Origin of the sequence: Demequina salsinemoris (assembly GCF_000974805.1) — a bacterium.
Taxonomy (GTDB): Bacteria; Actinomycetota; Actinomycetes; order Actinomycetales; family Demequinaceae; genus Demequina; species Demequina salsinemoris.
This window is the reverse complement of the sequence record NZ_BBQZ01000002.1, coordinates 93095-116562: the sequence shown is the minus strand read 5'-3', so window position 1 is coordinate 116562 and position 23468 is coordinate 93095. Positions and strand designations below refer to the sequence as shown.

Genomic DNA, 23468 nt, shown 5'->3' with positions numbered 1-23468 from the left:
GCGGTCAGGCTCCGAGCAGCCTGGGCGCGAGGTACTCCGACACCTTGCTGAGCGCGACGCGCTCCTGCTGCATGGTGTCGCGGTCGCGGATGGTGACGGCCTGGTCGTCCTTCGTGTCGAAGTCGACGGTGATGCAGAACGGCGTGCCGACCTCGTCCTGGCGGCGGTAGCGCTTGCCGATGGACTGGGTGACGTCGAGCTCGATGTTCCAGTGGGCGCGCAGCTCGTTCGCGAGCGCCTGCGCGGTCGGGACGAGCTCCTCGGACTTGGACAGCGGGAGCACGGCGGCCTTGACGGGCGCGAGGCGCTTGTCGAGCCGCAGGACGGTGCGGGTCTCGGTGCCGCCCTTGGCGGTGGGCACCTGCTCCTCCTCGTAGGCCTCGACCAGGAAGGCCATGAGGGAGCGCGACAGGCCAGCGGCGGGCTCGATGACGTAGGGGATGAAACGCTCGTTGGTGGCCGGGTCCAGGTAGGACAGGTCCTTGCCGGAGTGCTCGGAGTGGGTCGTGAGGTCGAAGTCGGTGCGGTTCGCGATGCCCTCGAGCTCGCCCCACTCGGAGCCCTGGAAGCCGAAGCGGTACTCGATGTCGACCGTGCGCTTCGAGTAGTGCGAGAGCTTCTCCTGCGGGTGCTCGAAGAGGCGCAGGTTGTCGGCCGAGATGCCGAGGTCGGTGTACCAGGCGTGACGCGTGTCGATCCAGTTCTGGTGCCACTCCTCGTCCGTGCCGGGCACGACGAAGAACTCCATCTCCATCTGCTCGAACTCGCGCGTGCGGAAGATGAAGTTTCCGGGCGTGATCTCGTTGCGGAACGACTTGCCGACCTGCGCGATGCCGAACGGAGGCTTCTGGCGCGAGGCGCGCATGACGTTCTCGAAGTTCACGAAGATGCCCTGCGCGGTCTCGGGGCGCAGGTAGTGAAGGCCGGACTCATCGGAGGCGGCGCCCAGGTAGGTGCGAAGCAGTCCGTTGAACATCTTCGGCTCGGTGAACTGGCCGCGGGTGCCGCAGTTCGCGCACGCGATCTCGGCGAGGCCGCCCTCGGGGGCACGACCCTTCTTCTCCTCGAACTCCTCGAGGAGGTGGTCCTCGCGGTAGCGCTTGTGGCAGGACAGGCACTCGACGAGGGGGTCGACGAAGGCCTTGATGTGGCCCGAGGCCTCCCACACCTGGGGCGCGAGGATGACGGACGAGTCGAGGCCGACGATGTCGTCGCGGCTCGTGACCATCGAGCGCCACCACTGACGCTTGATGTTCTCCTTGAGCTCCACGCCGAGGGGCCCGTAGTCCCACGCCGACCTGGTACCGCCGTAGATCTCGCTGCAGGGGAAGACGAAGCCGCGGCGCTTCGCGAGCGAGATGACGTTGTCGAGACGGCTGGGTGCGGCCACGGTGGTGCTCCTCGGAGGGTGGGGTCCTGTGCTCGCGTCAGTCTATCGGCGCGCGGACGATGCGATGGCGCGGACGATGCGGTGGTCACCCGACCGCTCGGGCGACCGTCGCATCGTCGCTGTCCTCCCCCGGCAGCCCCCGCCGCACGTGCCCCACACACATGACAATGCACGCGGCGTGTCACCCCGGCGACACGCCGCGTGCCGGGCGAACTGTGTGCAAGACGTGCGGCGCAAGGACGATGCGGTGGCACGGGCAGGCGCTCCAGTTTGACAATGATTATCACCCTCCATAGATTGGACACCATGAAGACCCGTTCCTCCGCCGCGCTCGCCGCCGTCGCCTCCTCGGCGCTGCTGCTCAGCGCCTGCTCGACCTCGACCAGCGCCTCGGCGAACGCATCGTCCGACTCGGACCTGCCCATCATCGCCGCGTCCTTCTACCCACTCCAGTTCGTGGCCGAGCAGGTGGGCGGCGACCTCATCGATGTCCTGCCGCTCGCGCAGCCCGGCGTCGAGCCGCACGACCTCGAGCTGTCCCCCGCCACCGTGCGGAGCCTCAGCAAGGCGGGCCTGGTGCTCTACCTCCATGACTTCCAGGCCGCCGTTGACGACGCGATCGACTCGACCGGCGTGACCGGTCTCGACGTCGCGGACGTCGTCACGCTCATGGAGGCATCGGACGAGACCGACGAGGAGCACGCCGACGAGGACGAGGATGAGGACCACGCCCACGGCGACGTGGACCCGCACTTCTGGCTCGACCCGACGCTCCTCGCCGAGTACGCGGACGCCGTCGCGGACGCGTTCGCCGAGATCGACCCCGACAACGCCGACACGTACACCGCGAACGCAGAGTCGCTGGATGCCGAGCTCGAGCAGCTCGACGCCGACTACACGGAGGGCCTCGCGCAGTGCGAGCGCACCACGATCGTCACGAGCCACTCCGCCTTCGCCTATCTCGCAGCCGCCTACGGCCTGACGCAGGAGTCGATCGCGGGGATCGACCCCGAGACCGAGCCGTCGCCCGCTCGTCTGCGCGAGCTGCGCGACCTCGTCGAGGAGACGGGCACGACCACGGTCTTCACCGAGGACGCGGTCTCGGCGAACGTCGCGAAGTCCCTCGCGGACGATGCCGGCGTCACCACGACCGTCCTCAGCCCGATCGAGACCGTGGCGGACGGCGAGGACTACATTGATGTCATGAACACCAACCTCGAGACCCTGAGGTCCGCGCTTGGCTGCTCCTGACCTCATCAGCACCGACACCCCCGCCGCGCTCGACGCGGCGGGGGTTCACGTGTCCCTTCAGGGCAACGAGATCCTGCACGGCGTCTCGATGCAGGCGCACGCCGGCGAGGTGGTCGCACTGCTCGGCGGCAACGGCTCCGGCAAGTCGACCTTCGTCCGCACGGTCGTCGGCGCGATCCCAGCGTCGGGAGGCACGATCTCGATCTTCGGCCAGCCCGCGGACGCTAGGAGCCGCGCTCGCCTGGGCTACGTACCCCAGCGCATCTCGGTTGGCGGCGGAGTCTCCGCGACCGCCGGCGAGGTGGTCATCTCGGGACTGCTCGGCTCCGGCACCGCCTCACGCCGAGGACGCCTCGGCGGCCTGCTTCCGCCCAGGAACGCCAAGGCCCTCGCGAAGGAGGCCCTGCGCGAGGTCGGCGTCGAGGACCTCGCCGGACGCGACGTCTCGCGACTCTCCGGCGGGCAGCAGCAGCGCATCCTCATCGCGCGGGCGCTCGTCCGCAAGCCGGACCTCATGATCCTCGACGAGCCGATGGCGGGCGTGGACCTGAGCTCCCAGGTGCAGTTCGCGCACACGCTCGGTCACCTCAAGGCGCACGGCGTCGCGATCGTCGTCGTCCTTCACGAGCTCGGCGCCGTCGCCCGCCACATCGATCGCGCCGTGGTGCTCGACGCGGGCTGCGTCACCTACGACGGCCCGCCGCCGAAGGACATGGGCGTTCACGCGCTGCCGGGTCACGATCACGACCATCCGCACGACGACCAGCGCCGGGACGACCCCACGATCTCGATGGAGGTGCCGGGCGCATGATCATCGAGCTCCTCACCGATCCCCTGGTCCAGCGCATCCTGCTCGTCGGGCTCCTCGTCGGCATCACCGCGCCGGTCGTCGGCACGTACCTCGTGCAGCGCCGCATGGCGCTGCTCGGCGACGGCATCGGCCACGTGGCCCTCGCCGGTGTCGCGGCGGGCTGGCTCGCCGGCTCCGCCGCAGGGCTCGCGAAGCAGGACGCGTGGGCGATCCCCGGCGCGGTGATCTTCGCGGTGGCAGGCGCGGTCACGATCGAGCGGCTGCGCTCCAAGGGAGCCGCCGCCGACATCGTCATGGCCGTCCTCTTCTACGGCGGCATCGCGAGCGGCGTGCTGCTCATCTCGCTCGCGGGAGGCTCGAACGCCAACCTGCTCGGCTACCTCTTCGGCTCGATCTCGACGGTGACGTGGGCCGACGTGTGGTGGACGGTCGGCATGGGCTCCGTCATCCTGATCATCGGCATCGGGCTGCGCAGCGCGCTGTTCTCGGTCACGCACGATCAGGAGTTCGCCCAGTCGACGGGACTGCCGGTGAACGCGCTCAACATGGTCGTGGCGGTCCTCGCCGCGGTCACCATCACGGTGTCGATGCGCGTGGTCGGCGTGCTGCTCGTGAGCGCGCTCATGATCCTGCCTGTGGCGATCGCCCAGCAGATCACCCGCTCGTTCTCGCGCACGATGCGTCTCGCGATGGCCATCGGCACGGTGCTCACGCTCACGGGCGTGTGGATCACCCTCTTCTACGACCTCAGCCCCGGCGCGCTGATCGTCGTCCTCGGCGTCGTGCTCTACGCCGCCGTGGGCCTGATCACCTCACTGACCCGCCTCCGGAGGACCCCCGCATGACCGAGGTCACCCGCCCCCGCATGACTCGCCAGCGCCAGGCCATCCTCGACGCACTGGACGGCGGCGGCTTCCGCTCGGCGCAGGACTGGCACGATCATCTGCGTCACGACGGCGCCTCGATCGGTCTCGCGACGGTGTACCGGAGCCTCCAGCACTTCGCGGAGTCGGGCGACGTCGACACCGTCGTGACCGCCTCCGGGGAGACCCTGTACCGCCGCTGCGAGCAGCCCGAGGTGCATCACCACCACCTTCGCTGCCGCAACTGCGGGGCGGCCGTCGACATCGACATCCCCGACCTGGAGTCGGTGACGAACCGGATCGCGGCGCAGCACGGCTACACCGATGTCGACCACACGGTCGAGCTCATCGGCGTCTGCGCGGACTGCACGAAGGTTAGCGGCGCGAAGGCGAGCGGCTGATGGCGGGAGTGCCGTCGTTCGTCTCCGACGGCCCCTGGCTCGGGCTCTTCCTGTTCCTCTTCTGCGTGGTCCTGCTGCGCGCGCAGGCGACGTACTGGGCTGGCCGCTGGGTGCGCAGGGGGGCCGAGGTCGCCGCTCACGACGAGGTCCACGGTCGCCGCGCGCGCTTCGCGAGCCACCTGTCGGGTCCCTCGTGGGAGCGCGCGCAGCGCTTCCTGGACCGCTGGGGCTTCGTTGGAGTGCCGCTGTCGTTCCTCACGATCGGGTTCCAGACGATGGTGAACGCCGCGGCCGGCTACACGCGCATGCGCTGGGACCTCTACACGGCCGCGATGATCCCCGGCTGCGTCGCGTGGGCGGTCGTCTACTCGTTCCTCGGGCTGAGCCTCATGAGCGCGTTCGCGCGCTCGCCGCTGCTCGGCGTGGGGGTCGTCGTGGGCGTCGTCGCCGTCGCATGGGGGCTGACCTCGCTGCGCAAGGCTATGCAGCGCCGAAGCGCCGGTTCCGACGCGCGTACTCCTCGATAGCCGCCCACAGGTGCGTGCGGTCCACGTCGGGCCACAGCACGTCGGAGAACACGTACTCGGCGTAGGCGGCCTGCCACGGCAGGAAGTTGCTCGACCGCTGCTCGCCGGAGGACCGCCAGAACAGGTCCACGTCGGGCATGTCCGGCTCGTCCAGGTGCGCGGCGAGCGTCGCCTCGGTGATCTTCTCGGGGTTGAGCTCTCCCCTGGCGACCTTGCGAGCGATCTCCTTGGCCGCATCGGCGATCTCCGCGCGGCCCCCGTAGTTCACGCACATCGTGAGGGTGAGGACCGTGTTGTCCTTCGTGAGCTCCTCGGCCTTCTCGAGCTCGGTGATGACCGACTTCCACAGGCGCGGACGCCGGCCGGCCCAGCGCACGCGCACGCCCCACGAGTGCATCTCATCGCGGCGGCGACGGATCACGTCGCGGTTGAAGCCCATGAGGAAGCGGACCTCGTCGGGGCTGCGCTTCCAGTTCTCCGTGCTGAACGCGTAGGCGCTGATGTGCTCGACGCCGACCTCGATCGCGCCCGCGACCACGTCCAGCAGCGACGCCTCTCCCCTGGTGTGCCCCTCGGTGCGCGGAAGGCCGCGCTCCTTGGCCCAGCGGCCGTTGCCGTCCATGACGACGGCCACGTGCTTCGGCACGGCGTCCTTGGGCAGGTCCGGCGGCGTCGCTCCGCCTGCGTGGGGGAAGGGCTTCGTCGGACTCACCTGCGTCAGCCTACTGGCGCGCGGACGATGCGGGGGCAGGGACGATGCGGGGGGGCGCCTACTCCTGCGAGCCGCGCGAGGTGGCGACGCCCGTCGACTCGCCCGCGACCCACGCCTCGATGCGGGCGTAGAGCTCGGGCAGGGTCGCCGCCGCCATGGTCACGACGGCTGCCCACTTCTTCCAGGTGGAGCCCACGAGCGCGGTCGCGGCGCCACGCGCGGCCGCGGGCTCGAGGTCGTTGACGTAGATGTCGCCGACGCTGAGCACCGGGCCCGTGGCCAGCGCGTCCTCGACCACGGCGGCGAGCCCTGCGGGCTTGCGCGCCGAGCACACCTTCCTGGTGATGGCGGTCGCGCCGAGCGCCTCGAGCGCCTCGTCGATGCGGATGTCGGGTGAGTTGGTGACGAGGACGAGCTCCGCGTGCTCGCTCAGGCGAGCGAGGAGGTCGGCGAGGCCCGCGGGGGCGGAGATGGGCGCATCGTCCGTGGCCAGGACTCTGCGACTGGCCAGGTATCCGGCCGACAACGCCTCGTCGTCGGCGCCGAGCGCGACCGCGGCCGCCCGCACGGCGTCGTACCCGTCGATCGCCTCGCTCTCGCCCGCGGCGAATCGCGCGAGCGCCTCGAGGCCCGCATCCGCGATCTCGGGCACGCGTGCGGCCTCGGCCACGCCTCTCGCGTAGGCCTCGATCGGTCCGTCGCCGAGCGCGAGCGTGCCGTCGAAGTCGAAGATCACGGTGGGTCGCATCGGGACCTCCCTGGCAGGTGAGCGGACAACGCGTCCAGACTAGAGGCGATCGATCAGGGACAGGGACGATGCGGGTCAGGCCCGGTCGACCAGGCCCAGCGAGCGGACCTTGCGTTCGAGGTGGTACTGCGCGTATGCGGCGATCAGGCCCGCGGCGTCGCGGCGAGCGCGGTCCTCCGACGCGTCCGCGACCACCCACTCCCCCTCGAGCAGGGAGGAGAGCAGGGTGAACGTCTCGGGCGAGGGCGCGGCCGAGCCGGAGGGCCGGCAGTCCTCGCACACCGCTCCGCCCTCGGCGATCGCGAAGGCCCTGTGCGGCCCCGGCGCGCCGCACGAGGCGCAGTCGTCGAAGCTCGGGGCGTAGCCCGCGATCGCGAGCGAGCGCAGGAGGAACGAGTCGAGCACGAGCCCCGCGTCGTGCTCGCGGCGGCTCAGGGCACCGAGCGCGCCGTGCAGCAGCCGGTACTGGGGGTACGCGGGCTCCCTCTCATGGTCGACGAGCTTGTCCGCGGTCTCCACCATCGCGGTCGCGGCGGTGTACAGCGAGTAGTCCTCGGCGATGCGGCGCGCGTAGGGCTCACGCGTCTCCACCTGGCTCACGATGTCGAGGTTGCGCCCCTCGTAGAGCTGGACGTCGACGAGCATGAACGGCTCCACCCGGGCGCCCAGCCGGGACGACGTCCGCCGCACCCCCTTGGCGACGGCACGCACCTTGCCGTGGTGCCGGGTCAGCATCGTGACGATGCGGTCCGCCTCACCCAGCTTGTGGGTGCGCAGGACGATGGCGTCGTCACGGTAGAGGGGCACGGCCCCATTGTCCCTCGCGCGGCTGACAGGCCGCCGCACCGACGCTCGAGCCACCGCGCCACCATCTGTTCACGATCTGGCAACCGACTCCACACTCAAGCGCCATGAAAGGCACACAATTCGGACACCTGAACGTCACTCAGCCGCCCTACGGTCCCTGACCAGGGGGAACTCACGTCTCCTCCTGCGCGACGGCCCGAACCGCCCGCCGCGCATCGGACATGGAGGAGACCATGGCACGCAAGCACTTCATCATCGGGGCGGCGTCGCTCGCCGTCCTCGCCCTCGCCGGGTGCTCCGGCGACGCCGACGCCACCGACGGCTCGTCGGCGTCGGGCAGCGCGGAGGCAGCGGGGGGCGTCGACGCCGCCACCGCGACCTCGCTCGCCGACTTCGGCTCCATGGAGGAGCTCGAGGCCGCGGCGATCGCCGAGGGCGAGCTCAACGTCATCGCCCTTCCCCACGACTGGGCGAACTACGGCGAGATCATCGACGCGTTCAAGGAGAAGTACCCCGAGATCACGGTCAACGAGGCCCAGCCCGACGGGTCGTCCGCGGATGAGATCGCTGCCGCCGAGGACCTCGCTGGCCAGGACACCGCGCCCGACGTCTTCGACCTCGGCCTCGCGGTCGCGCTGTCGAGCCTCGACCAGTTCGCGCCCTACCAGGTCGCCGGCTGGGACGACATCGACGACAGCCTCAAGGAGTCCACCGGCCTGTACGTGGGCGACTACGGCGGCTACATGGCTGTCGGCTACGACCCCGATGCCGTGCCCGCCGTGACCTCCCTCGAGGATCTGCTCGGCGAGGCGTACAAGGGCTCGGTGGCGATCAACGGTGACCCGACGCAGGCCGGTGCGGCCTTCGCCGCGGTCGGCCTCGCGACCCTCCAGAACGGCGGATCGCTCGACGACTTCCAGTCGGGGGTCGACTTCTTCGAGGAGCTGAGCGCCGCGGGCAACTTCCTCCAGGTGGACGTGACCTCGGCGCTCATCGCGTCGGGCGAGGTCCCCGTCGACTTCGACTGGGACTACCTCCAGGCCGCGAACAAGGCCGCCATGGAGGGCGAGCGCAACTGGGAGATCGTGGTGCTGCCCGACTTCGGCTACGCGTCGTACTACAACCAGGCCGTGAACGTCGACGCGCCGCACCCGGCCGCCGCTCGCCTGTGGGAGGAGTTCCTGTACTCCGACGAGGTCCAGAACCTGTGGCTCGCGGGTGGCGCCCGCCCCGTGCGCGCGGAGGCGATGTCCGAGGCCGGCACTCTCGACCAGGACCTGTGGGACGCGCTGCCGGAGGTCCCTGCCGAGACCTTCGTGCCCACCGCGGAGCAGAGCGACGCCGCGGCGACGCTGCTCGGTGACAAGTGGGCCGCCGCTGTCAGCTGATGCGCACCCTCGGAGGGGAGCGGCCCTCGGGCTGCTCCCCTTCGGGGCGTTCACCTTCCTCTTCCTCGCCGTCCCCACCGTGCTCGCCGTCGGCAGCGGCCTCTACGATGCGGACGGCCACCTCACGGCCGACAACCTCATCGCGCTCGGCGACCCGGTGATCCTCAAGACCCTCGGCAACTCGGTCTGGCTCGCGGCGCTCACGGCCGCGCTGGGAACGATCGGAGGCGCGGCGATCTGCTACGCCCTCATCGGCGTGGGCCCGGAGAGTCGGCTTCGCACCTTCGTGGACGCGGCGAGCGGCGTGCTCGCACAGTTCGCAGGAGTTCCGCTCGCGTTCGCGTACATCGCGGCCTTCGGCCTCAGCGGGCTCGTCACAGTCTGGCTTCAGGACACCTTCGGGTTCGACCTGTACGCCTCGGGCGCGTGGATCTACGAGATGCCGGGGCTCATCGCCCCGTACGTGGCGTTCCAGCTGCCGCTCATGGTGATCGTCTTCCTGCCCGCGCTCGACGCGCTCCGCCCCGAGTGGGCCGAGGCGAACGCGATCCTCGGTGGCGGTCGGGCGACGTACTGGCGTCGCGTCGGACTTCCCGTGCTCGCGCCGAGCCTCATCGGTGCAGCGCTCCTGCTGTTCGCGAACGCGTTCTCCGCCTACGGCACGGCCGCCGCGCTCATCAGCCAGGGCTCGCAGATCATCCCGCTGCAGATCCGTGCCGCCCTCTCCTCGGAGACGGTGCTGGGTCACGCGAACCTCGCGGGAGCGCTCGCGCTCGCGATGATCGCCATCATGGCGGCCGTCATGGCCCTGTATGCGGCGCTCGATCGCCGCGCCTCGAGGTGGCGTCGATGAGCGTGCGCACCGACCGACCCCCTGTCCGGACGTCGCCGCCGCCGGCCCGTCCTGGTGCCGAAGCACGCCTGCGCACGCCGGCACGCATCGCGCCGAGTCCCGTCACGCGGTGGACGATCCTGATGCTGGGGGCCGTGTTCCTGGGCCTGCCCCTGGTCGCGCTCTTCCACTTCACCATCAAGGGAGGCCTCGAGGGCGGCATCACGTTCCGTCATTGGGCCGAGCTCCTCAGCGGCGAGGTCGACGCGGGCGGCCCCCTGTGGGACGGCATCAGCAGCTCGCTCGTCCTCGCGGCAGTGACCGTCGCGCTCATGCTCGCGCTGCTGCTGCCCACGATGATCCTGGTGCGGCTGCGCCTGCCGCGATGGGAGAAGGCGCTCGAGTTCGTGTGCCTCCTCCCCCTCACGATCCCCGCGGTCGCGATGGTCGTGGGGCTCGCGCCCGTGTACTCCGTGGTCGCCCGGATCTTCGGGTCCGGCTCGTGGACGCTCGCGTTCGCGTACGTGATCCTCTGTCTTCCCTACGCGTACCGCGCACTCCAGTCGAACCTCTCGGCGATCGACGTGCCGACCCTGTCAGAGGCCGCGCGCACGCTCGGCGCGTCATGGCCCACGGTGCTGCTTCGCGTGCTGCTGCCGAACCTGCGGCGTGGAGTCCTCGCCGCATCGTTCATCTCCGTCGCGGTGGTGCTCGGCGAGTTCACCGTCGCCTCGCTGCTGAGCCGCACCAATCTACAGACCGCGATCGTCCTGGTGCAGAAGCAGGACCCGTACGTCGCCTACATCGTCGTCCTCCTGTCGCTCGCGCTGGCCCTGGGCCTGCTGCTCGTGATCGGCAGGGTCGGCGCCGCCACCGCAAGGAGTAATCGATGACCCTCTCCGCTCCCGCCCCCGCGACCACGGACGATGCGGCCGCACCCTGGGTGCGGATGTCCGGCATCGTCAAACGGTACGGGGACGTCCGCGCGCTCGACGGGTTCTCACTCGACCTGGCACGCGGCGAGCTCGTCGCGCTTCTCGGCCCGTCCGGCTGCGGGAAGACGACGGCGCTGCGCGCCCTCGCGGGTCTCGAATCCGTGTCCGAGGGGACGATCATCGTGCACGACGTCGACGTCTCGACGGTGCCGACCAACCGCAGGGACATGGGGATGGTGTTCCAGTCGTACTCGCTGTTCCCTCACCTCACCGCGGTGGAGAACGTCGAGTTCGGTCTCCAGATGAGGAAGGTGGCCGCCTCGGAGCGCCGCAGGAGGGCCTCCCTCATGCTCGCGCTCGTCGGGCTCGAGGGCCGGGAGGACCGCTACGCACATCAGCTCTCGGGCGGCCAGCAGCAGCGGGTCGCGCTCGCTCGCGCGCTCGTCACCGAGCCTCAGGTGCTGCTGCTCGACGAGCCGCTCTCCGCGCTCGACGCGAAGGTCCGTGTGGAGCTGCGCGAGCAGATCCGACGCATCCAGACCGAGCTGGGAATCACCACCCTGTTCGTGACCCACGATCAGGAGGAGGCGCTCGCGATGGCGGATCGCGTCGCGGTGATGAGCGAGGGCAGGGTCGAGCAGATCGGCAGCCCGGAGGAGCTCTACTCGCGTCCTGCCACGGCGTTCGTCGCGGACTTCGTGGGGCTGAGCAACCGCCTCCCGGGCGTGCTCGCGAACGGCATCGTCTCCGTGCTCGGCACGGCGCTGCCCGTGACGTCCGACGCCGTGCGCGACGGCGACGTGACCGCCTACGTGCGCCCCGAGCACGTGCGCCTGCTCCCTGGCGGGGTCCCCGCGACGGTCGCCGGCACCAGCTTCCTCGGGTCGATGCGACGCACGGTCGTGACGCTCGAGGACGATGCGAAGGTCACCGTCCAGCATGACGCGGCAGACGAGGTCACGCTCGGGGCGCGGGTAGGCATCGCGCTCGCCGGCAATCCGGTCGCGGTCGAGGCTCGGTAGCCGCGGAGCACTACCGCTGCGCTGCGGACTCCAGCCCGTCGAGGATCATGTCCAGCCCGACGTCGAAGGACGCACCGAACGAGTAGCCCGGTTGCGCGACGTGATCCATCGCGAGCCTCGCCATCTGGGGGTACTCACCCGTCATGAAGGCCTTCGCGATCTCCGCGGCGACGTCGGACAGCCCGTCACCGCCCATGTCGGGAAGGTTCGCCTCCTCGATCGCGAAGCCGTAGACGAAGCTGTCGAGGATCGCGTATCCGTGGGCCATGAGCGGAAGTGGGAGCCCTCCGCGCTCGAGCGTGGCCAGCATCGCCTCATGATGCCGGAGCAGCTCGGGCCCCGGCGACCTCCTCGACTCGAGCAGCGGCACGGACCAGGGATGACGGACCAGCACCTCGCGCGCCGAGCGGCAGCGGACGCGGATGGCCTCCTGCCAGTCGAGGTTCACAGGCGGAACCTCGATCTCGGAGAAGACGCGCTCCACCATGAGGTCGAGCACCGCCTCCTTGCCGTCGACGTGCGTGTAGAGCGTCATGGGCTTGGTGCCCAGCTCATTCGCGAGCGCGCGGATCGTGAGCGACTCGACGCCGCCTTCGTCCGCGAGCCGCATGGCAGCATCGACGATGCGCTCCTGGGTCAGCGCGAGGCGCGGCGCGGCGGCCATGAGGGTCTCCTTCCGAGAGCCGTGCGGGGACGGCTGATCAAGTGTCACAGATGCGGCGAGGCGACCGGCGCGCCCGACACGCGCGTGTCGGGCGACCGCCACCCGCGACATCAGTACGTCGCGGACGACATCATCGCGATGCCGTAGCCGAGCAGCGCGACCATCCCCCCTGAGCTCAGCATGAGCATGGACAGGATCGCCGGGATCGCATACCAGGGGTACTCCTTCTTGACAGTGGTCTCGCCTGCGGCGATCGGGGACTCGATGCGGGACATGGCGCCTCTCCTCGTGTGTGGTCGTACTTAGTACGTCTGTCACTCTAGATCGTACTAAGTACGTGGTCAATATGCCTGGCAAATGCACTTCTTCTGGAGTTTCGCTTGACGGTCGTACTAAGTACGCCTAGCGTTGCCATCAGCGGACGTACTAAGTACGACGCACGACAGCCCTGGGGAGGGAAACCATGAACGCCACCACCGCATCGTCCACTGAGCCCACCGCCACCATGAAGGCGCGCTCCATGAAGGCTGCAGTCCAGCGCCACTACGGCAGCCCCGAGCAGATCCACACCGACACCGTCGCGGTGCCGGCACCCGGCGAGGGCGAGGTTCTCGTCGAGGTTCACGCCGCGGGCGTCGACCGCGGCGTGTGGCACCTCGCCACCGGCCGCCCGCTCGTGATCCGCGCTATCGGCTTCGGCCTGCGCCGCCCCAAGCAGCCTGTGATGGGCTCGGACGTCGCGGGCGTCGTGACGGCTGTCGGCGCGGGCGTCACTCGCTTCGTGGTCGGCGACGAGGTCTTCGGCACGGCCGACGGCTCGTACGCGCAGTTCGCGATCGCGAAGGAGGACCGCCTCGCCGCGAAGCCCGCGCGCACCTCGATGACGGAGGCGGGCGCGATGCCCGTGTCGGCCGTCGCCGCCCTGCAGGCGGTCGAGGACACCGCGAAGGTCGAGTCCGGCCAGCGCGTGCTGATCCTGGGCGCCTCCGGGGGCGTCGGCTCGTTCGCCGTGCAGATCGCTGTCGCGGCCGGCGCTCACGTGACCGGCGTCGCGAGCGCGGCCAAGGCCGAGCTGGTGCGCGAGCTGGGTGCCGAGCGCGTCATCGACTACCGGACCACCGAGGTCACGGAGCTCGACGAGCAGTTCGACGTCATCATCGATGCCGGCAGCCTCACCTCGCTGGGCCGTCTCCGTCGGATCCTGTCCCCCACCGGCACCCTGGTGCTCGTGGGCGGGGAGGGCGGCGACTCGCTCATCGGCGGATCCGGCCGTTCGCTCGTGGCCCCGCTCGTCTCGCTGTTCACGAAGCAGCGACTCACGGGCATGATCTCGGCGACCGACGCCGTGCTCCTGGGCCGGCTCGCGATGCTGGTCGAGTCCGGCGCGGTCCACGCCGCCGCCACGAGCACGTACCCGCTCGAGCGGACGGCGGACGCGGTCACCGACCTCGCGGCCGGCCGCGTCGCCGGCAAGGCCATCATCACCGTCCGCGACGTCGCCTGAGCGTCCTCACCACGCCGATCCACCGGCATCGTCCACACACCACAGGAGTCCCCACCATGAATGCCATCCAGCCCACCCCCGCATCGTCCGTGTCATCCCACGCCCTGTCCCCCACCACCGCCGCGCGACTCGCCGGCCTCGGCTACATCGCCATCGTGCTGCTCGCCATGGGCGCGAACTTCCTGGTCCGGAACCAGCTCGTCGTCTTCGACGACCCGGCGGCGACCATGTCCAACATCGCCGAGAACGAGACCACGTTCCGCCTCGGCGTCGCGGGATTCACCGTCATCGCCATGATCGATATCGGCATCGCCTGGGCGCTCCACGTGCTCCTGCGTCACACGGGCGAGCGCCGCTCGCTGCTCGCGGCCTGGCTGCGCCTCGCCTACACCGTGGCGTTCGTTCCTTCGATCACCTTCATGGTCCTCGCGCTGCAGCTGTCCGTCGGCGGTGACGTCCTCACGGGGCTCGACGTCGGTCAGCGCGAGGCCTGGACCGGGCTCGCCATGGAGGCCTTCGACGTCACGTGGCTGCTCGCGCTGGTCGCGTTCGGCCTGCACCTGATCGTCGTCGGACGCATCCTGTTCGCCTCAGGGCTCGGGCGCGCGCTCGGCATCGCGCTCTCGATCGCGGGAGTCGCCTACGTCGCCGACACCTTCGCCCACCTGCTGCTCGCCAACTACGCCGACTTCGGAGGCGCGTTCCTCGCGATCGTCGCGACGCTGTCGATCGTCTCCGAGGTGTGGTTCACGATCTGGCTTCTCGTCCGCGCACCGCGGGTGATGGCCATCCTCCCCGGCCGGAAGCCGGAGCTCGTCGCGGCCTGAGCCGTTCCACCGGCCTGACCGGAGGTGCCGGCCTGACCGTGACGTCGACGCCCCGTCGGTCCCCTTGCGGGGATCGGCGGGGCGTTCTGCGCCTCGGTGGCAGGCTCCCCAGCGGCACACCATCGTCTTCGTACCCGAGCGGGACATGAGTGCAGGATCCTTCTCGAATCCGACGCTCATGTCCCGCCAGCGCGCGCAGGAGCAGCGGCGCGAGCGAGGGCACGCCACTGAGCGGTCGCAGCGACGCAGAAATGAGGACGCGCCGGGGTCCACCATGGTCGATGGTCTCCCCCGGCGCGTCCGGTCCCGGCCCCGCGTCCCCCGTGATCGACGGGATGGCGTGGCTCGGCCGGGACGCTGCAGCGTCACCGCGCTTGGCGGTCCACCGCAGAGATTCGCGCTACCGCGCTTGGCGGTTGACCGCGGAGATGATGGCCTTGAGGGTGGCCGTGGTGATGGACGGGTCGATGCCGACCCCCCAGAAGATCTCGTCGCCGATCTCGCACTCGACGTACGCGGCGGCACGCGAGTCGCCTCCCGAGGTCATCGCGTGCTCGGCGTAGTCGAGCACCTCGACCTTGACGCCGCGCGTGCTGAGCGCTGCGACGAACGCCTCGACGGGACCGCCGCCGGAGCCCTCGATCGTCACGGCGGCGCCGGTGTCGACGACGTCCGCGGCGAGCGTGTCGGGGCCCGTGTCGGACGACGTGGTGCGCGTCCCCTGGAGCGCGAAACGGCCCCACTGCTTGTCCGCATCGGGCGACGGCAGGTACTCGTCCTCGAAGATCCTCCACAGCGAGTCGGCGGTCATCTCGACGCCGAGCTCGTCCGCGTGGCGCTGGACGACGCGCGAGAACTCGATCTGAAGCCGACGCGGGAGCTCGAGCTGACGCTCCGACTTGAGAAGATACGCCACGCCGCCCTTCCCGGACTGCGAGTTGACGCGGATCACGGCCTCGTACGAGCGGCCGACGTCCTTGGGGTCGATCGGCAGGTACGGCACGGCCCAGACGAGGTCGTCGACCGTCGCGCCCATGCGCATGGCCTTGTCCTCCATCGCCTCCAGGCCCTTCTTGATGGCGTCCTGGTGGGAGCCGGAGAAGGCCGTGAAGACCAGGTCGCCGCCCCACGGGTGGCGCGGGTGCACGTCGATCTGGTTGCAGTACTCGACCGTGCGGCGCACCTCGTCGATGTCCGAGAAGTCGATCTGCGGGTCGATGCCCTGGCTGAACAGGTTCATGCCCAGCGTCACCAGGTCCACGTTGCCCGTGCGCTCGCCGTTGCCGAACAGGCAGCCCTCGATGCGGTCGGCGCCGGCCATGTAGCCCAGCTCGGCCGCCGCGATCGCGGTGCCGCGGTCGTTGTGCGGGTGCAGGCTCAGCACCACGGAGTCGCGGTGCTCGAGGTGACGGTTCATCCACTCGATCGAGTCGGCGTAGACGTTGGGCGTCGCCATCTCCACGGTCGCGGGCAGGTTGATGATGACCTTGCGGTCCGGCGTCGGCTGCCACACGTCCAGCACCGCGTTGCACACGCGCACCGCGTACTCGAGCTCGGTGCCCGTGTAGGACTCGGGGCTGTACTCGTAGAAGACCCGGGTGTCCGGGATCGACTCCTCGAACTTCTGGCACAGCATCGCGCCGTGCGTCGCGATGTCGAGGATCTCGTCCTCGTCGGCGCGGAACACGACCTCGCGCTGCAGGATCGACGTCGAGTTGTACAGGTGGACGATCGCCTGCTTGGCGCCCTTGATGGCCTCGTAGGTGCGCTCGATCAGGTGCTCGCGCGCCTGAGTGAGGACCTGGATCGTCACGTCGTCCGGGATGTGGTCGTCCTCGATCAGCTTGCGCACGAAGTCGAAGTCCGTCTGGCTCGCGCTCGGGAAGCCGACCTCGATCTCCTTGTAGCCCATGCGCACCAGGAGGTCGAACATGCGCATCTTGCGCTCGGAGTTCATCGGCTCGATGAGCGCCTGGTTGCCGTCGCGCAGGTCGACCGCGCACCACCGGGGCGCCTCGGTGATGACCTTGGACGGCCAGGTCCGGTCGGCCATCTCCACACGGATCTGGTCCTGGAACGGGACGTACTTGTGGATCGGCATGGGCGACGGCTTCTGGTCGCCGCCGGTGTAGTGGGTGGGCTCAGTGTGCGTGGGCTCGGTGCTGGTCTGCTCGCTGGTCATGTCGCTTCTCTCAGGTCTCAACTCGTCGGTGGGCCGGCACACGAACCGCCGCGACGAGGAGCCAGCCTGTTCTAGGCCTCGTCGCGGCAGCTAAGAAGCAGCGAGCGTGCACGCATACGGCCACCATAGCGCACTCGATGCCGCGCGCGTCCCCAGCCGTCGTGCGACCCTCACGCGGACGTGGTGCGGCGCGCTACTGACCGCCGTCCCGCAGTCCCAGGCGCACGAGCTGGAAGCGCAGGGCCTCGTCGATCGCGGCCACCTCGTCGAGCAGGTCCGCCATCGACACGTAGCTGGTCTCGAAGGACGCACGCATCCGCTGCGCGCGCTCGACGAGCGCGACGTCGACGGTGCCGTCCGACACCGCGGTCACGCACTCGCCGAGAAGGTCCTTGAACGAGTCCGCCTGCGCGGACAGCCCGGCGAGCATCTGCGGAACGCGGGGCGAGAGCACCGCGACGCGCTCGAACAGCTCGGCGGCGGCGCGCACGTGGCCCGAGCGGTCGGCGTCCTGCACCTCCGGGTCGAGCAGCGCGGCATCACCGAACGTCTCGAGGTCGGCGCACAGCTGCGTGCTCGTCTCGAGCCACCGCTGGCCCGCCTCGCCCACCGCGACGCCGACGTCCTTGAACAGCTGGGCCTCGCGGTTCACCCGGTCGATCAGCGTGCCCTGCGAGTCCTCCACGAAGCCGACCTCCTTCAGGGCGACCACCGGGTGCGACCGCAGACGCCCACGATACGTGGCTGTCCCGCGTCGCGACCAGCCCCCTCTGCCGGGACGCGATGCGCCCGTCAGAATCCCAAGCGCCCCAGCTGCTTCGGGTCGCGCTGCCACTCCTTGGCGACCTTCACGTGAAGGTCCAGGTAGACCTTGCGCCCGAGCAGGCGCTCGATGCCCTGGCGAGAGGTAGCCCCGACCTCCTTGAGCCGCGACCCCGCGCGACCGATGACGATGCCCTTCTGGGAGTCGCGCTCGACGAACACGTGCGCGCGGATCTCGAGGACGTCGCGCGTCGACGTCTCAGCGCCGGGCTCGATCAGCTCCTCGACCACGACGGCGAGCGAGTGCGGCAGCTCGTCGCGCACGCCCTCGAGCGCGGCCTCGCGGATCAGCTCGGCGATCATCACGTCCTCGGGCTCGTCGGTGACCTCGCCCTCCGGGTACAGGGGCGGCCCCTCGGGGAGTCGCGACACGAGCACGTCGGTCAGCACGTCCACCTGGATGTCCTTGACCGAGGACACGGGGACGATGTCGGCCCACTCGCCGAGCTGCGTCACCTCGAGCAGGTGCTCGGCCACGCGATCGCGCGGAACCTTGTCGACCTTCGTCACGATCGCGACGACGGGCGCCCGAGCCTCGGACAGCTCGCGCGCGATCCACTTGTCGCCGGGCCCGATCTTCTCGTCGGCGGGCAGGCAGAAGCCGATCACGTCGACCTCGGCGAACGTCTCGCGGACGAGGTCGTTGAGGCGCTCTCCGAGCAGGGTCCGGGGACGGTGCAGTCCCGGGGTGTCGACGACGACCAGCTGGGCGTCCTCACGGTTGACGATGCCGCGGATCGCGCGTCGGGTGGTCTGAGGGCGCGACGACATGATCGCGACCTTCTCCCCCACGAGCGCGTTCATTAGGGTCGACTTGCCCGCGTTCGGGCGCCCCACGAAGCAGGCGAAGCCCGACCTGTGCACCTTGGCCTCCTCAGTCATCGTCGTGCTCCTTCCTGCGGGACCGTCCGGTCCGCACCGTGCGCCGCTCTCCCGTGTCCACGTCCTCCGGCTGCTCGTCGCGGCGCACCACGACGGACGTCAGCCTGCGACGTCGGCCCTCGGCGCGATCCGCGAGCAGCTCGAGCCCATGCGCCTGAGCGTGCGCGCCTGGGATCGGCACCTTGCCGAGCGCCTTGGCGAGCAGCCCCGCGACGGTCTCCACATCATCATCGTCGATCTCGACGTCGAACAGCTCGGCGAGCTCGTCGAGATCCATGCGCGCGGGCACCCTGTACACGCCCTCGGACAGCAGCTCTGCCTCGGGCGCGGTGCGGTCGTGCTCGTCGACCACCTCGCCGACGATCTCCTCGAGCGCGTCCTCGATGGTGACGAGGCCCGCGACGCCGCCGAACTCGTCGACGACGACGCCCAGGTGGAACACCTCGTCCTGCATCCTGCGCAGGAGCTCGTCGACGGCCAACGACTCGGGCACGAACTCGGGCTCGCGCATGAGACCGTCGACCGGCTCGGCGAGCCGCTCGGCGCTGTCCCACGTGTCGCGCACGCAGTCCTTGAGGTAGATCACGCCGCGCACGTCGTCGGTGCCCTCACCGACCACGGGCACGCGCGAGAAGCCGGAGCGCATGAACAGGACCATCGCCTTGCGCACCGGGGTGCCGGACTGGATCGTCACCATGTCGGTGCGCGGCACCATGACCTCGCGCACGAGCGTGTCGCCGAGCCCGACGATCGAGCGCAGCAGCTCGGCCTCGTCCGCCTCGAGCGCGCCCTCCGCCTGCTCGACGAGGTCCTCCGCCTCGGTGAGCTCGGGATAGCTGAGCGCGGGGATGATCGCTCGGATCGGGGTCGTGATCCAGATCAGCGACCACGCGACCGGCGCGAGCGCGCGCAGGACCGCCTCGGGATACGCCTTGGCGAGCGTGCGTGGCAGGGCTCGGATGACGAGCAGGGACAGCGCAGCGCCCATGCCCGCGGCGGCGGTGAGGACCCAGCCCCAGCGCCAGTCCAGGCCGTCCGCGATCTCCCACGCGATGAACGCCCAGCTGACGAGCGCGAGCGCCTCGAGCAGCGAGTAGACCACGGACGATGCGGCGTCGGCGTGGTCGGGCAGCGCGGCGAGCCTCGCGGCCGAGGTCGGGCGGCCGTCCGGACGATGCGAGGCCTCGATCTCGCGCTCACGCGCGTACGGCACCTGCTCGAACGCCGCGACGACGGCATGCATGACGGCCGCGCCGAGCACGCTGAGGACGACGAGGAAGATCAACGTCGCCCAGGGGAATGCCTCCATCTACCGGGTCACCCGCGCCGTCAGGAGCCGCGGTTCGCGAGGAAGGTGAGGAGCAGGCGACGCTGAAGCGCGAACATCTCCTTCTCCTCCTCGGGCTCCGCGTGGTCGTAGCCGAGCAGGTGCAGGATGCCGTGCGTCGTCAGCAGCAGCATCTCCTCCTCCGCGGTGTGGCCGGCCTTCACGGCCTGGTCCGCCGCGACGGGCGGGCACACGACGATGTCGCCGAGCAGTCCGGCAGGGGTCGGGTCCTCGGCCGTGCCGGGGCGCAGCTCGTCCATGGGGAAGCTCAGCACGTCGGTGGGGCCCGGCTCGTCCATCCACTGGATGTGGAGCTGCTCCATCGCGGCCTCGTCGACGAACATGATCGCGAGCTCGGCCTCCTCGGCGACGTGCATCTCGCCGAGCACGTACTTCGCGAGCTCGGCGAACTCGATCTCGTCGATCTGCGCGTCGGTCTCGTTGTTGACCTCGATCACTCGGCGTCCTCCTCGGTGCGGGCGGTTTCCTGGGGGCGGGCCGGCCTGTCGCGACGCTCGCGTCCGGTGCGGTCGTGGTGGTCGCGGCGCTCGAAGCGACGCTGCTGCCCGACGGGACGGCCTCCGTCCCGGTCCTCATTCGCGGCGTACGCGTTGATGATGTCGCTCACGAGGCGGTGACGGACCACGTCGTCCGCGCCGAGGCGGCAGAAGGCGATGTCGTCGACGCCCTCGAGGATCTCGCTCGCGGCCCTCAGCCCCGACTGCGTCCCCCCTGGCAGATCAACCTGCGTGACGTCGCCGGTGACGACCATCGTCGCGCCGAACCCAAGGCGCGTGAGGAACATCTTCATCTGCTCGCGCGTGGTGTTCTGCGCCTCGTCCAGGATGATGAACGCGTCGTTGAGGGTGCGCCCGCGCATGTACGCGAGAGGCGCGACCTCGATGGTCCCGGCCTCCATGAGGCGAGGGATCGACTCGGGGTCGATCATGTCGTGCAGCGCGTCGTACAACGGGCGCAGGTACGGGTCGATCTTCTCGTTGAGCGAGCCGGGAAGGAACCCGAGCCGCTCCCCCGCCTCCACGGCGGGACGCGTCAGGACGATGCGGTTGACGCGCTTGGCCTGCAGCGCCGCGACGGCCTGCGCCATCGCGAGGTACGTCTTGCCGGTGCCCGCAGGCCCGATCCCGAAGGTGATCGTGTGGTTCTCGATCGCCGTCACGTACTCGGCCTGGCCGGCGGTGCGCGGACGGATGGTGCGGCCTCGCGTCGACAGGATCGAGCGTGCGAGCACGTCCTTGGGTCGCTCGGACGCCTTGCCCGCGCTCGCTGCCGCCGCAGCGGACGCGACGCCCTGCACGCTGCGCAGCATCCGCACCGACTCGCGCGCGATGTCCGGCGTGAGCGGGACCCCCGCGGCGAGGACCGAGCGCAGCTCGTCGACCGCGGTCGCGGCGGACGCGACCTGCGCGTCGTCTCCGCTCAGCGTGATCCGGTTGCCCCGCACATGGAAGTCCACATCCGGGTAGGCGCTCTCGACCTCGCGGATCACCGCGTCCCCGCTGCCGAGCAGCTCGGGCATCGTGGCGGCATCATCGACGAGGATCTCGCGGGTCACGCTCACGCAGGCTCCCAACCGAGGGTCGCGCCGCCGAGCACGTGGCCGTGCGCGTGGAACACGCTCTGCCCGGCCTCGGCGCCCGTGTTGAAGATCCACCGGAACTGGCCGCCGCACTCCGTGTCGGCGATGCCCTGCGCCATCGTGGCCATCTCGGCGAGCAGGCCGGGGTCGGCCTCCGCGACCTGGGCGACGTTCTCGAGGTGGCTGCGGGGCACGACGAGCACGTGCACGGGTGCCTTGGGCGCCACGTCGCGGAAGGCGACGCATGTGTCGTTCTCAGCGAGGATGTCCGCGGGGATCTCGCCCGCGACGATGCGGCAGAAGAGGCAGTCGGTCATGGGACCAGCGTAGGACGTGCGACCGACATTCGCGTCCCCCTCACCAGGTGCGACGCAGCGCCGCGAGGGCGACGATGCCCGCGGGCCCGGCGGTGGAGGCTCGGAGCACGTGCGGCCCGAGCAGCACCGCCTCGGCGCCAGCGTCGACAAGCGCGGCGACCTCGTCATCCGAGATCCCGCCCTCGGGACCCACGACGAAGGTGACGGGCGCATCGTCCCAGTCCAAGGAGGTGAGCGGGCGTGCGGCGACCTCGTGGAGGACGAGCACGCGCTCGCCCGCGTCCACCGCCGCGCGCACGCGGCCGACGAGGGCAGCTGTCGACACGACCGGATCGACCGTCGGGAGCACCGCGCGGCGGCTCTGCTTCATCGCCGCGAGCGCGAGCGCCTCCCACCTCGCCCTGGCCTTCTCGGACTTCGGACCGCGCCACTGCACGATCGAGCGGTCGGCCTGCCACGGGACGATGCAGGTCGCGCCGAGCTCGATCGCGGACTCGACCGCCTGCTCGTCCCGCCCGCCCTTCGCTAACGCCTGCACGAGCGTCACCGCGGGATCGCGGTCCTCGAGGACCTCCTCGACGCGGATGGCGACCCGTCCGTCGGCGACCTCGACGATCGGGCCGCGAGCGCGTCGTCCATGTCCGTCGACCAGGTCGAGCGTCTCGCCCACCGCACGCCGCTGCACGGTGCCCGCGTGCCGGGCCTCCGCGCCGTCGAGCGCGAGAACCGCGCCGATGACGGCGTTGGACGCGTCGGGGCACAGGAAGACGGGGGCGGTCACAGCACCAGAATCTACCGCCCGCGCGACCACCGGGCATCGGGCATCGGGCGCGCGGGCCCTACGCGGAGGCGCCCTCCGCGCGCGAGCCGACCGCTCTGCGCGACAAGGTGTTCGCGCCCACGACCGCGACCGGCATGGCGACGACAGCACCCAGCGGAAGCATGAAGATCAGGAAGATGAACGTCCCGAACAGATACGCGGTGACGCGCACAGGGCGCAGCTCGACGATGCGGTCACGCCTCGCGAGCACGCCCCGGCACGCCATGGGATAGGCCGTGAGCTCGATCGCGAGCATGCGCCCTCCCAGGATCGCGGAGGCGACGAATGCGGCGACGGTTCCCGCGACGGGGATGAGCCCGAGCAGCGCGGTCACCGCGAGGATCCCGAGCGACGTGGCGAAGGTGATGAGCCCCTCGACCGTCCCCCTGCTGAGCGACCGCGTCCAGGACTCGTCGGAGTCGAGCACCTCGACCCCGTCGCGCTCGTCGAGATGGCGTGACAGGTGCTCGAAGAAGGGCTGCCCGATGATCAGCGCGATGGTCGTGAACATCAGCACCGCGGCCACAGAGCCGCCGACGACGACGAGCACGGTGACGATCGCGGACACGGTGCGGCCCAGCGCGCCGTCGAGCCCGGTGACGTCCAGGACCAGGTCGTCGACACCCGGCGCGAGGATGAGCAGGGCGGCGATCAGGGCCGCGATCACGGCGGCCGCGATGACTGCAGGGAGCGCTCCGACGAGCATCACCTTCGGGTCCGTGAGCCAGGCCCGGAAGCTGACGAGCACGAGCCTGACGGCGTCGCCCGCCTGGGCGCTCAGACTCCGCGGGGAGGTCATCCGCGTACGCTCACACGTGCCTGGGCCGAGGCCCGGG

The 23468-nt window shown here is 70.3% G+C and carries 26 protein-coding genes; 11 read left to right on the top strand and 15 right to left on the bottom strand.

Going from position 1 to position 23468, the window contains the following annotated elements; all coding sequences use genetic code 11:
* Nucleotides 1-4: 4 nt before the first annotated feature.
* Entirely contained in the window at nt 5-1390 is a 1386-nt protein-coding gene (locus AOP78_RS04090; RefSeq protein ID WP_062201906.1) for a glycine--tRNA ligase, read from the bottom strand.
* A gap of 306 nt (nt 1391-1696) precedes the next feature.
* Between AOP78_RS04090 and AOP78_RS04085 the strand changes: the two genes are divergently transcribed.
* From AOP78_RS04085 to AOP78_RS04065, 5 genes are read left to right on the top strand one after another with little or no spacing between them, the layout of a single operon-like run.
* Entirely contained in the window at nt 1697-2641 is a 945-nt protein-coding gene (locus AOP78_RS04085) for a metal ABC transporter substrate-binding protein (protein WP_062201904.1), read from the top strand.
* Nucleotides 2628-3452, top strand: coding sequence for a metal ABC transporter ATP-binding protein (locus AOP78_RS04080; RefSeq protein WP_236685292.1), 825 nt, complete (start codon nt 2628-2630; stop codon nt 3450-3452). The genes AOP78_RS04085 and AOP78_RS04080 overlap by 14 nt, the downstream gene beginning before the upstream one ends.
* Entirely contained in the window at nt 3449-4297 is an 849-nt protein-coding gene (locus AOP78_RS04075; RefSeq protein WP_062201903.1) for a metal ABC transporter permease, read from the top strand. Before AOP78_RS04080 ends, AOP78_RS04075 begins: the two co-directional genes overlap by 4 nt.
* Entirely contained in the window at nt 4294-4716 is a 423-nt protein-coding gene (locus AOP78_RS04070; RefSeq protein WP_062201900.1) for a Fur family transcriptional regulator, read from the top strand. Before AOP78_RS04075 ends, AOP78_RS04070 begins: the two co-directional genes overlap by 4 nt.
* On the top strand, nt 4716-5243 hold the full coding sequence (locus AOP78_RS04065) for a DedA family protein (protein WP_062201898.1): 528 nt from the start codon (nt 4716-4718) through the stop codon (nt 5241-5243). The genes AOP78_RS04070 and AOP78_RS04065 overlap by 1 nt, the downstream gene beginning before the upstream one ends.
* On the opposite strand, the gene AOP78_RS04060 is transcribed toward AOP78_RS04065, so the two are convergent.
* From AOP78_RS04060 to recO, 3 genes are all read right to left on the bottom strand, one after another.
* Nucleotides 5197-5955, bottom strand: a complete 759-nt coding sequence (locus AOP78_RS04060; protein WP_236685291.1) for an isoprenyl transferase — start codon at nt 5953-5955, stop codon at nt 5197-5199. The genes AOP78_RS04065 and AOP78_RS04060 overlap by 47 nt on opposite strands.
* A 58-nt stretch (nt 5956-6013) precedes the next feature.
* Complete coding sequence (locus AOP78_RS04055) at nt 6014-6703, bottom strand: HAD family hydrolase (RefSeq protein WP_062201894.1); 690 nt, start codon at nt 6701-6703, stop codon at nt 6014-6016.
* Nucleotides 6704-6778: 75 nt separating this feature from the next.
* The gene (recO, locus tag AOP78_RS04050; RefSeq protein ID WP_062201892.1) at nt 6779-7510 is read right to left on the bottom strand and encodes a DNA repair protein RecO; all 732 of its coding nucleotides are present in this window, start codon (nt 7508-7510) and stop codon (nt 6779-6781) included.
* A gap of 221 nt (nt 7511-7731) precedes the next feature.
* On the opposite strand from recO, the gene AOP78_RS04045 reads away from it, so the two are divergent.
* From AOP78_RS04045 to AOP78_RS04030, 4 genes are read left to right on the top strand one after another with little or no spacing between them, the layout of a single operon-like run.
* Nucleotides 7732-8898, top strand: a complete 1167-nt coding sequence (locus AOP78_RS04045; protein WP_062201890.1) for an ABC transporter substrate-binding protein — start codon at nt 7732-7734, stop codon at nt 8896-8898.
* Nucleotides 8870-9751 (top strand): ABC transporter permease, encoded by an 882-nt coding sequence (locus AOP78_RS04040; protein WP_062201888.1) that lies wholly within the window; start codon nt 8870-8872, stop codon nt 9749-9751. The genes AOP78_RS04045 and AOP78_RS04040 overlap by 29 nt, the downstream gene beginning before the upstream one ends.
* Nucleotides 9748-10623 (top strand): ABC transporter permease, encoded by an 876-nt coding sequence (locus AOP78_RS04035; protein ID WP_083979829.1) that lies wholly within the window; start codon nt 9748-9750, stop codon nt 10621-10623. The genes AOP78_RS04040 and AOP78_RS04035 overlap by 4 nt, the downstream gene beginning before the upstream one ends.
* Nucleotides 10620-11687 (top strand): ABC transporter ATP-binding protein, encoded by a 1068-nt coding sequence (locus tag AOP78_RS04030; RefSeq protein ID WP_062201885.1) that lies wholly within the window; start codon nt 10620-10622, stop codon nt 11685-11687. Before AOP78_RS04035 ends, AOP78_RS04030 begins: the two co-directional genes overlap by 4 nt.
* Nucleotides 11688-11697: 10 nt before the next feature.
* Here the strand turns inward: AOP78_RS04030 and AOP78_RS04025 are convergent, their stop codons facing one another.
* Together AOP78_RS04025 and AOP78_RS15180 are read right to left on the bottom strand one after the other, a co-directional pair.
* Nucleotides 11698-12351, bottom strand: a complete 654-nt coding sequence (locus AOP78_RS04025) for a TetR/AcrR family transcriptional regulator (RefSeq protein ID WP_062201883.1) — start codon at nt 12349-12351, stop codon at nt 11698-11700.
* A gap of 110 nt (nt 12352-12461) precedes the next feature.
* On the bottom strand, nt 12462-12626 hold the full coding sequence (locus tag AOP78_RS15180; protein WP_160297592.1) for a hypothetical protein: 165 nt from the start codon (nt 12624-12626) through the stop codon (nt 12462-12464).
* 188 nt (nt 12627-12814) lie between these two features.
* Between AOP78_RS15180 and AOP78_RS04020 the strand changes: the two genes are divergently transcribed.
* Together AOP78_RS04020 and AOP78_RS04015 are read left to right on the top strand one after the other, a co-directional pair.
* On the top strand, nt 12815-13855 hold the full coding sequence (locus AOP78_RS04020; RefSeq protein WP_236685289.1) for an NAD(P)-dependent alcohol dehydrogenase: 1041 nt from the start codon (nt 12815-12817) through the stop codon (nt 13853-13855).
* A 56-nt stretch (nt 13856-13911) separates the two neighbouring features.
* Nucleotides 13912-14682, top strand: a complete 771-nt coding sequence (locus tag AOP78_RS04015) for a DUF4386 domain-containing protein (protein ID WP_062201881.1) — start codon at nt 13912-13914, stop codon at nt 14680-14682.
* Between the two features lie 400 nt (nt 14683-15082).
* Here the strand turns inward: AOP78_RS04015 and leuA are convergent, their stop codons facing one another.
* The 9 genes from leuA to AOP78_RS03970 all read right to left on the bottom strand — a co-directional run bounded on the left by leuA (nt 15083) and on the right by AOP78_RS03970 (nt 23431).
* Nucleotides 15083-16783, bottom strand: coding sequence for a 2-isopropylmalate synthase (leuA, locus tag AOP78_RS04010; protein ID WP_062202561.1), 1701 nt, complete (start codon nt 16781-16783; stop codon nt 15083-15085).
* Between the two features lie 274 nt (nt 16784-17057).
* Nucleotides 17058-17549, bottom strand: coding sequence for a hypothetical protein (locus AOP78_RS04005; RefSeq protein ID WP_152659398.1), 492 nt, complete (start codon nt 17547-17549; stop codon nt 17058-17060).
* Nucleotides 17550-17656: 107 nt separating this feature from the next.
* The gene (gene era, locus AOP78_RS04000; RefSeq protein WP_062201877.1) at nt 17657-18568 is read right to left on the bottom strand and encodes a GTPase Era; all 912 of its coding nucleotides are present in this window, start codon (nt 18566-18568) and stop codon (nt 17657-17659) included.
* Nucleotides 18561-19877 carry a hemolysin family protein gene (locus AOP78_RS03995; protein ID WP_062201875.1) on the bottom strand — a complete coding sequence of 439 codons (1317 nt, stop codon included), beginning with the start codon at nt 19875-19877 and terminating at the stop codon, nt 18561-18563. Before AOP78_RS03995 ends, era begins: the two co-directional genes overlap by 8 nt.
* Before the next feature lie 20 nt (nt 19878-19897).
* A complete protein-coding gene (gene ybeY, locus AOP78_RS03990) occupies nt 19898-20353 on the bottom strand; it encodes an rRNA maturation RNase YbeY (protein ID WP_062201873.1) in 456 nt (151 codons plus the stop codon).
* Entirely contained in the window at nt 20350-21435 is a 1086-nt protein-coding gene (locus AOP78_RS03985) for a PhoH family protein (RefSeq protein WP_083979885.1), read from the bottom strand. The genes ybeY and AOP78_RS03985 overlap by 4 nt, the downstream gene beginning before the upstream one ends.
* 38 nt (nt 21436-21473) lie before the next feature.
* The gene (locus AOP78_RS03980) at nt 21474-21812 is read right to left on the bottom strand and encodes a histidine triad nucleotide-binding protein (RefSeq protein ID WP_062201871.1); all 339 of its coding nucleotides are present in this window, start codon (nt 21810-21812) and stop codon (nt 21474-21476) included.
* Between the two features lie 40 nt (nt 21813-21852).
* On the bottom strand, nt 21853-22593 hold the full coding sequence (locus tag AOP78_RS03975; protein WP_062201869.1) for a 16S rRNA (uracil(1498)-N(3))-methyltransferase: 741 nt from the start codon (nt 22591-22593) through the stop codon (nt 21853-21855).
* A gap of 58 nt (nt 22594-22651) precedes the next feature.
* Entirely contained in the window at nt 22652-23431 is a 780-nt protein-coding gene (locus AOP78_RS03970) for an EI24 domain-containing protein (protein WP_062201867.1), read from the bottom strand.
* Between the last annotated feature and the right edge of the window lie 37 nt (nt 23432-23468).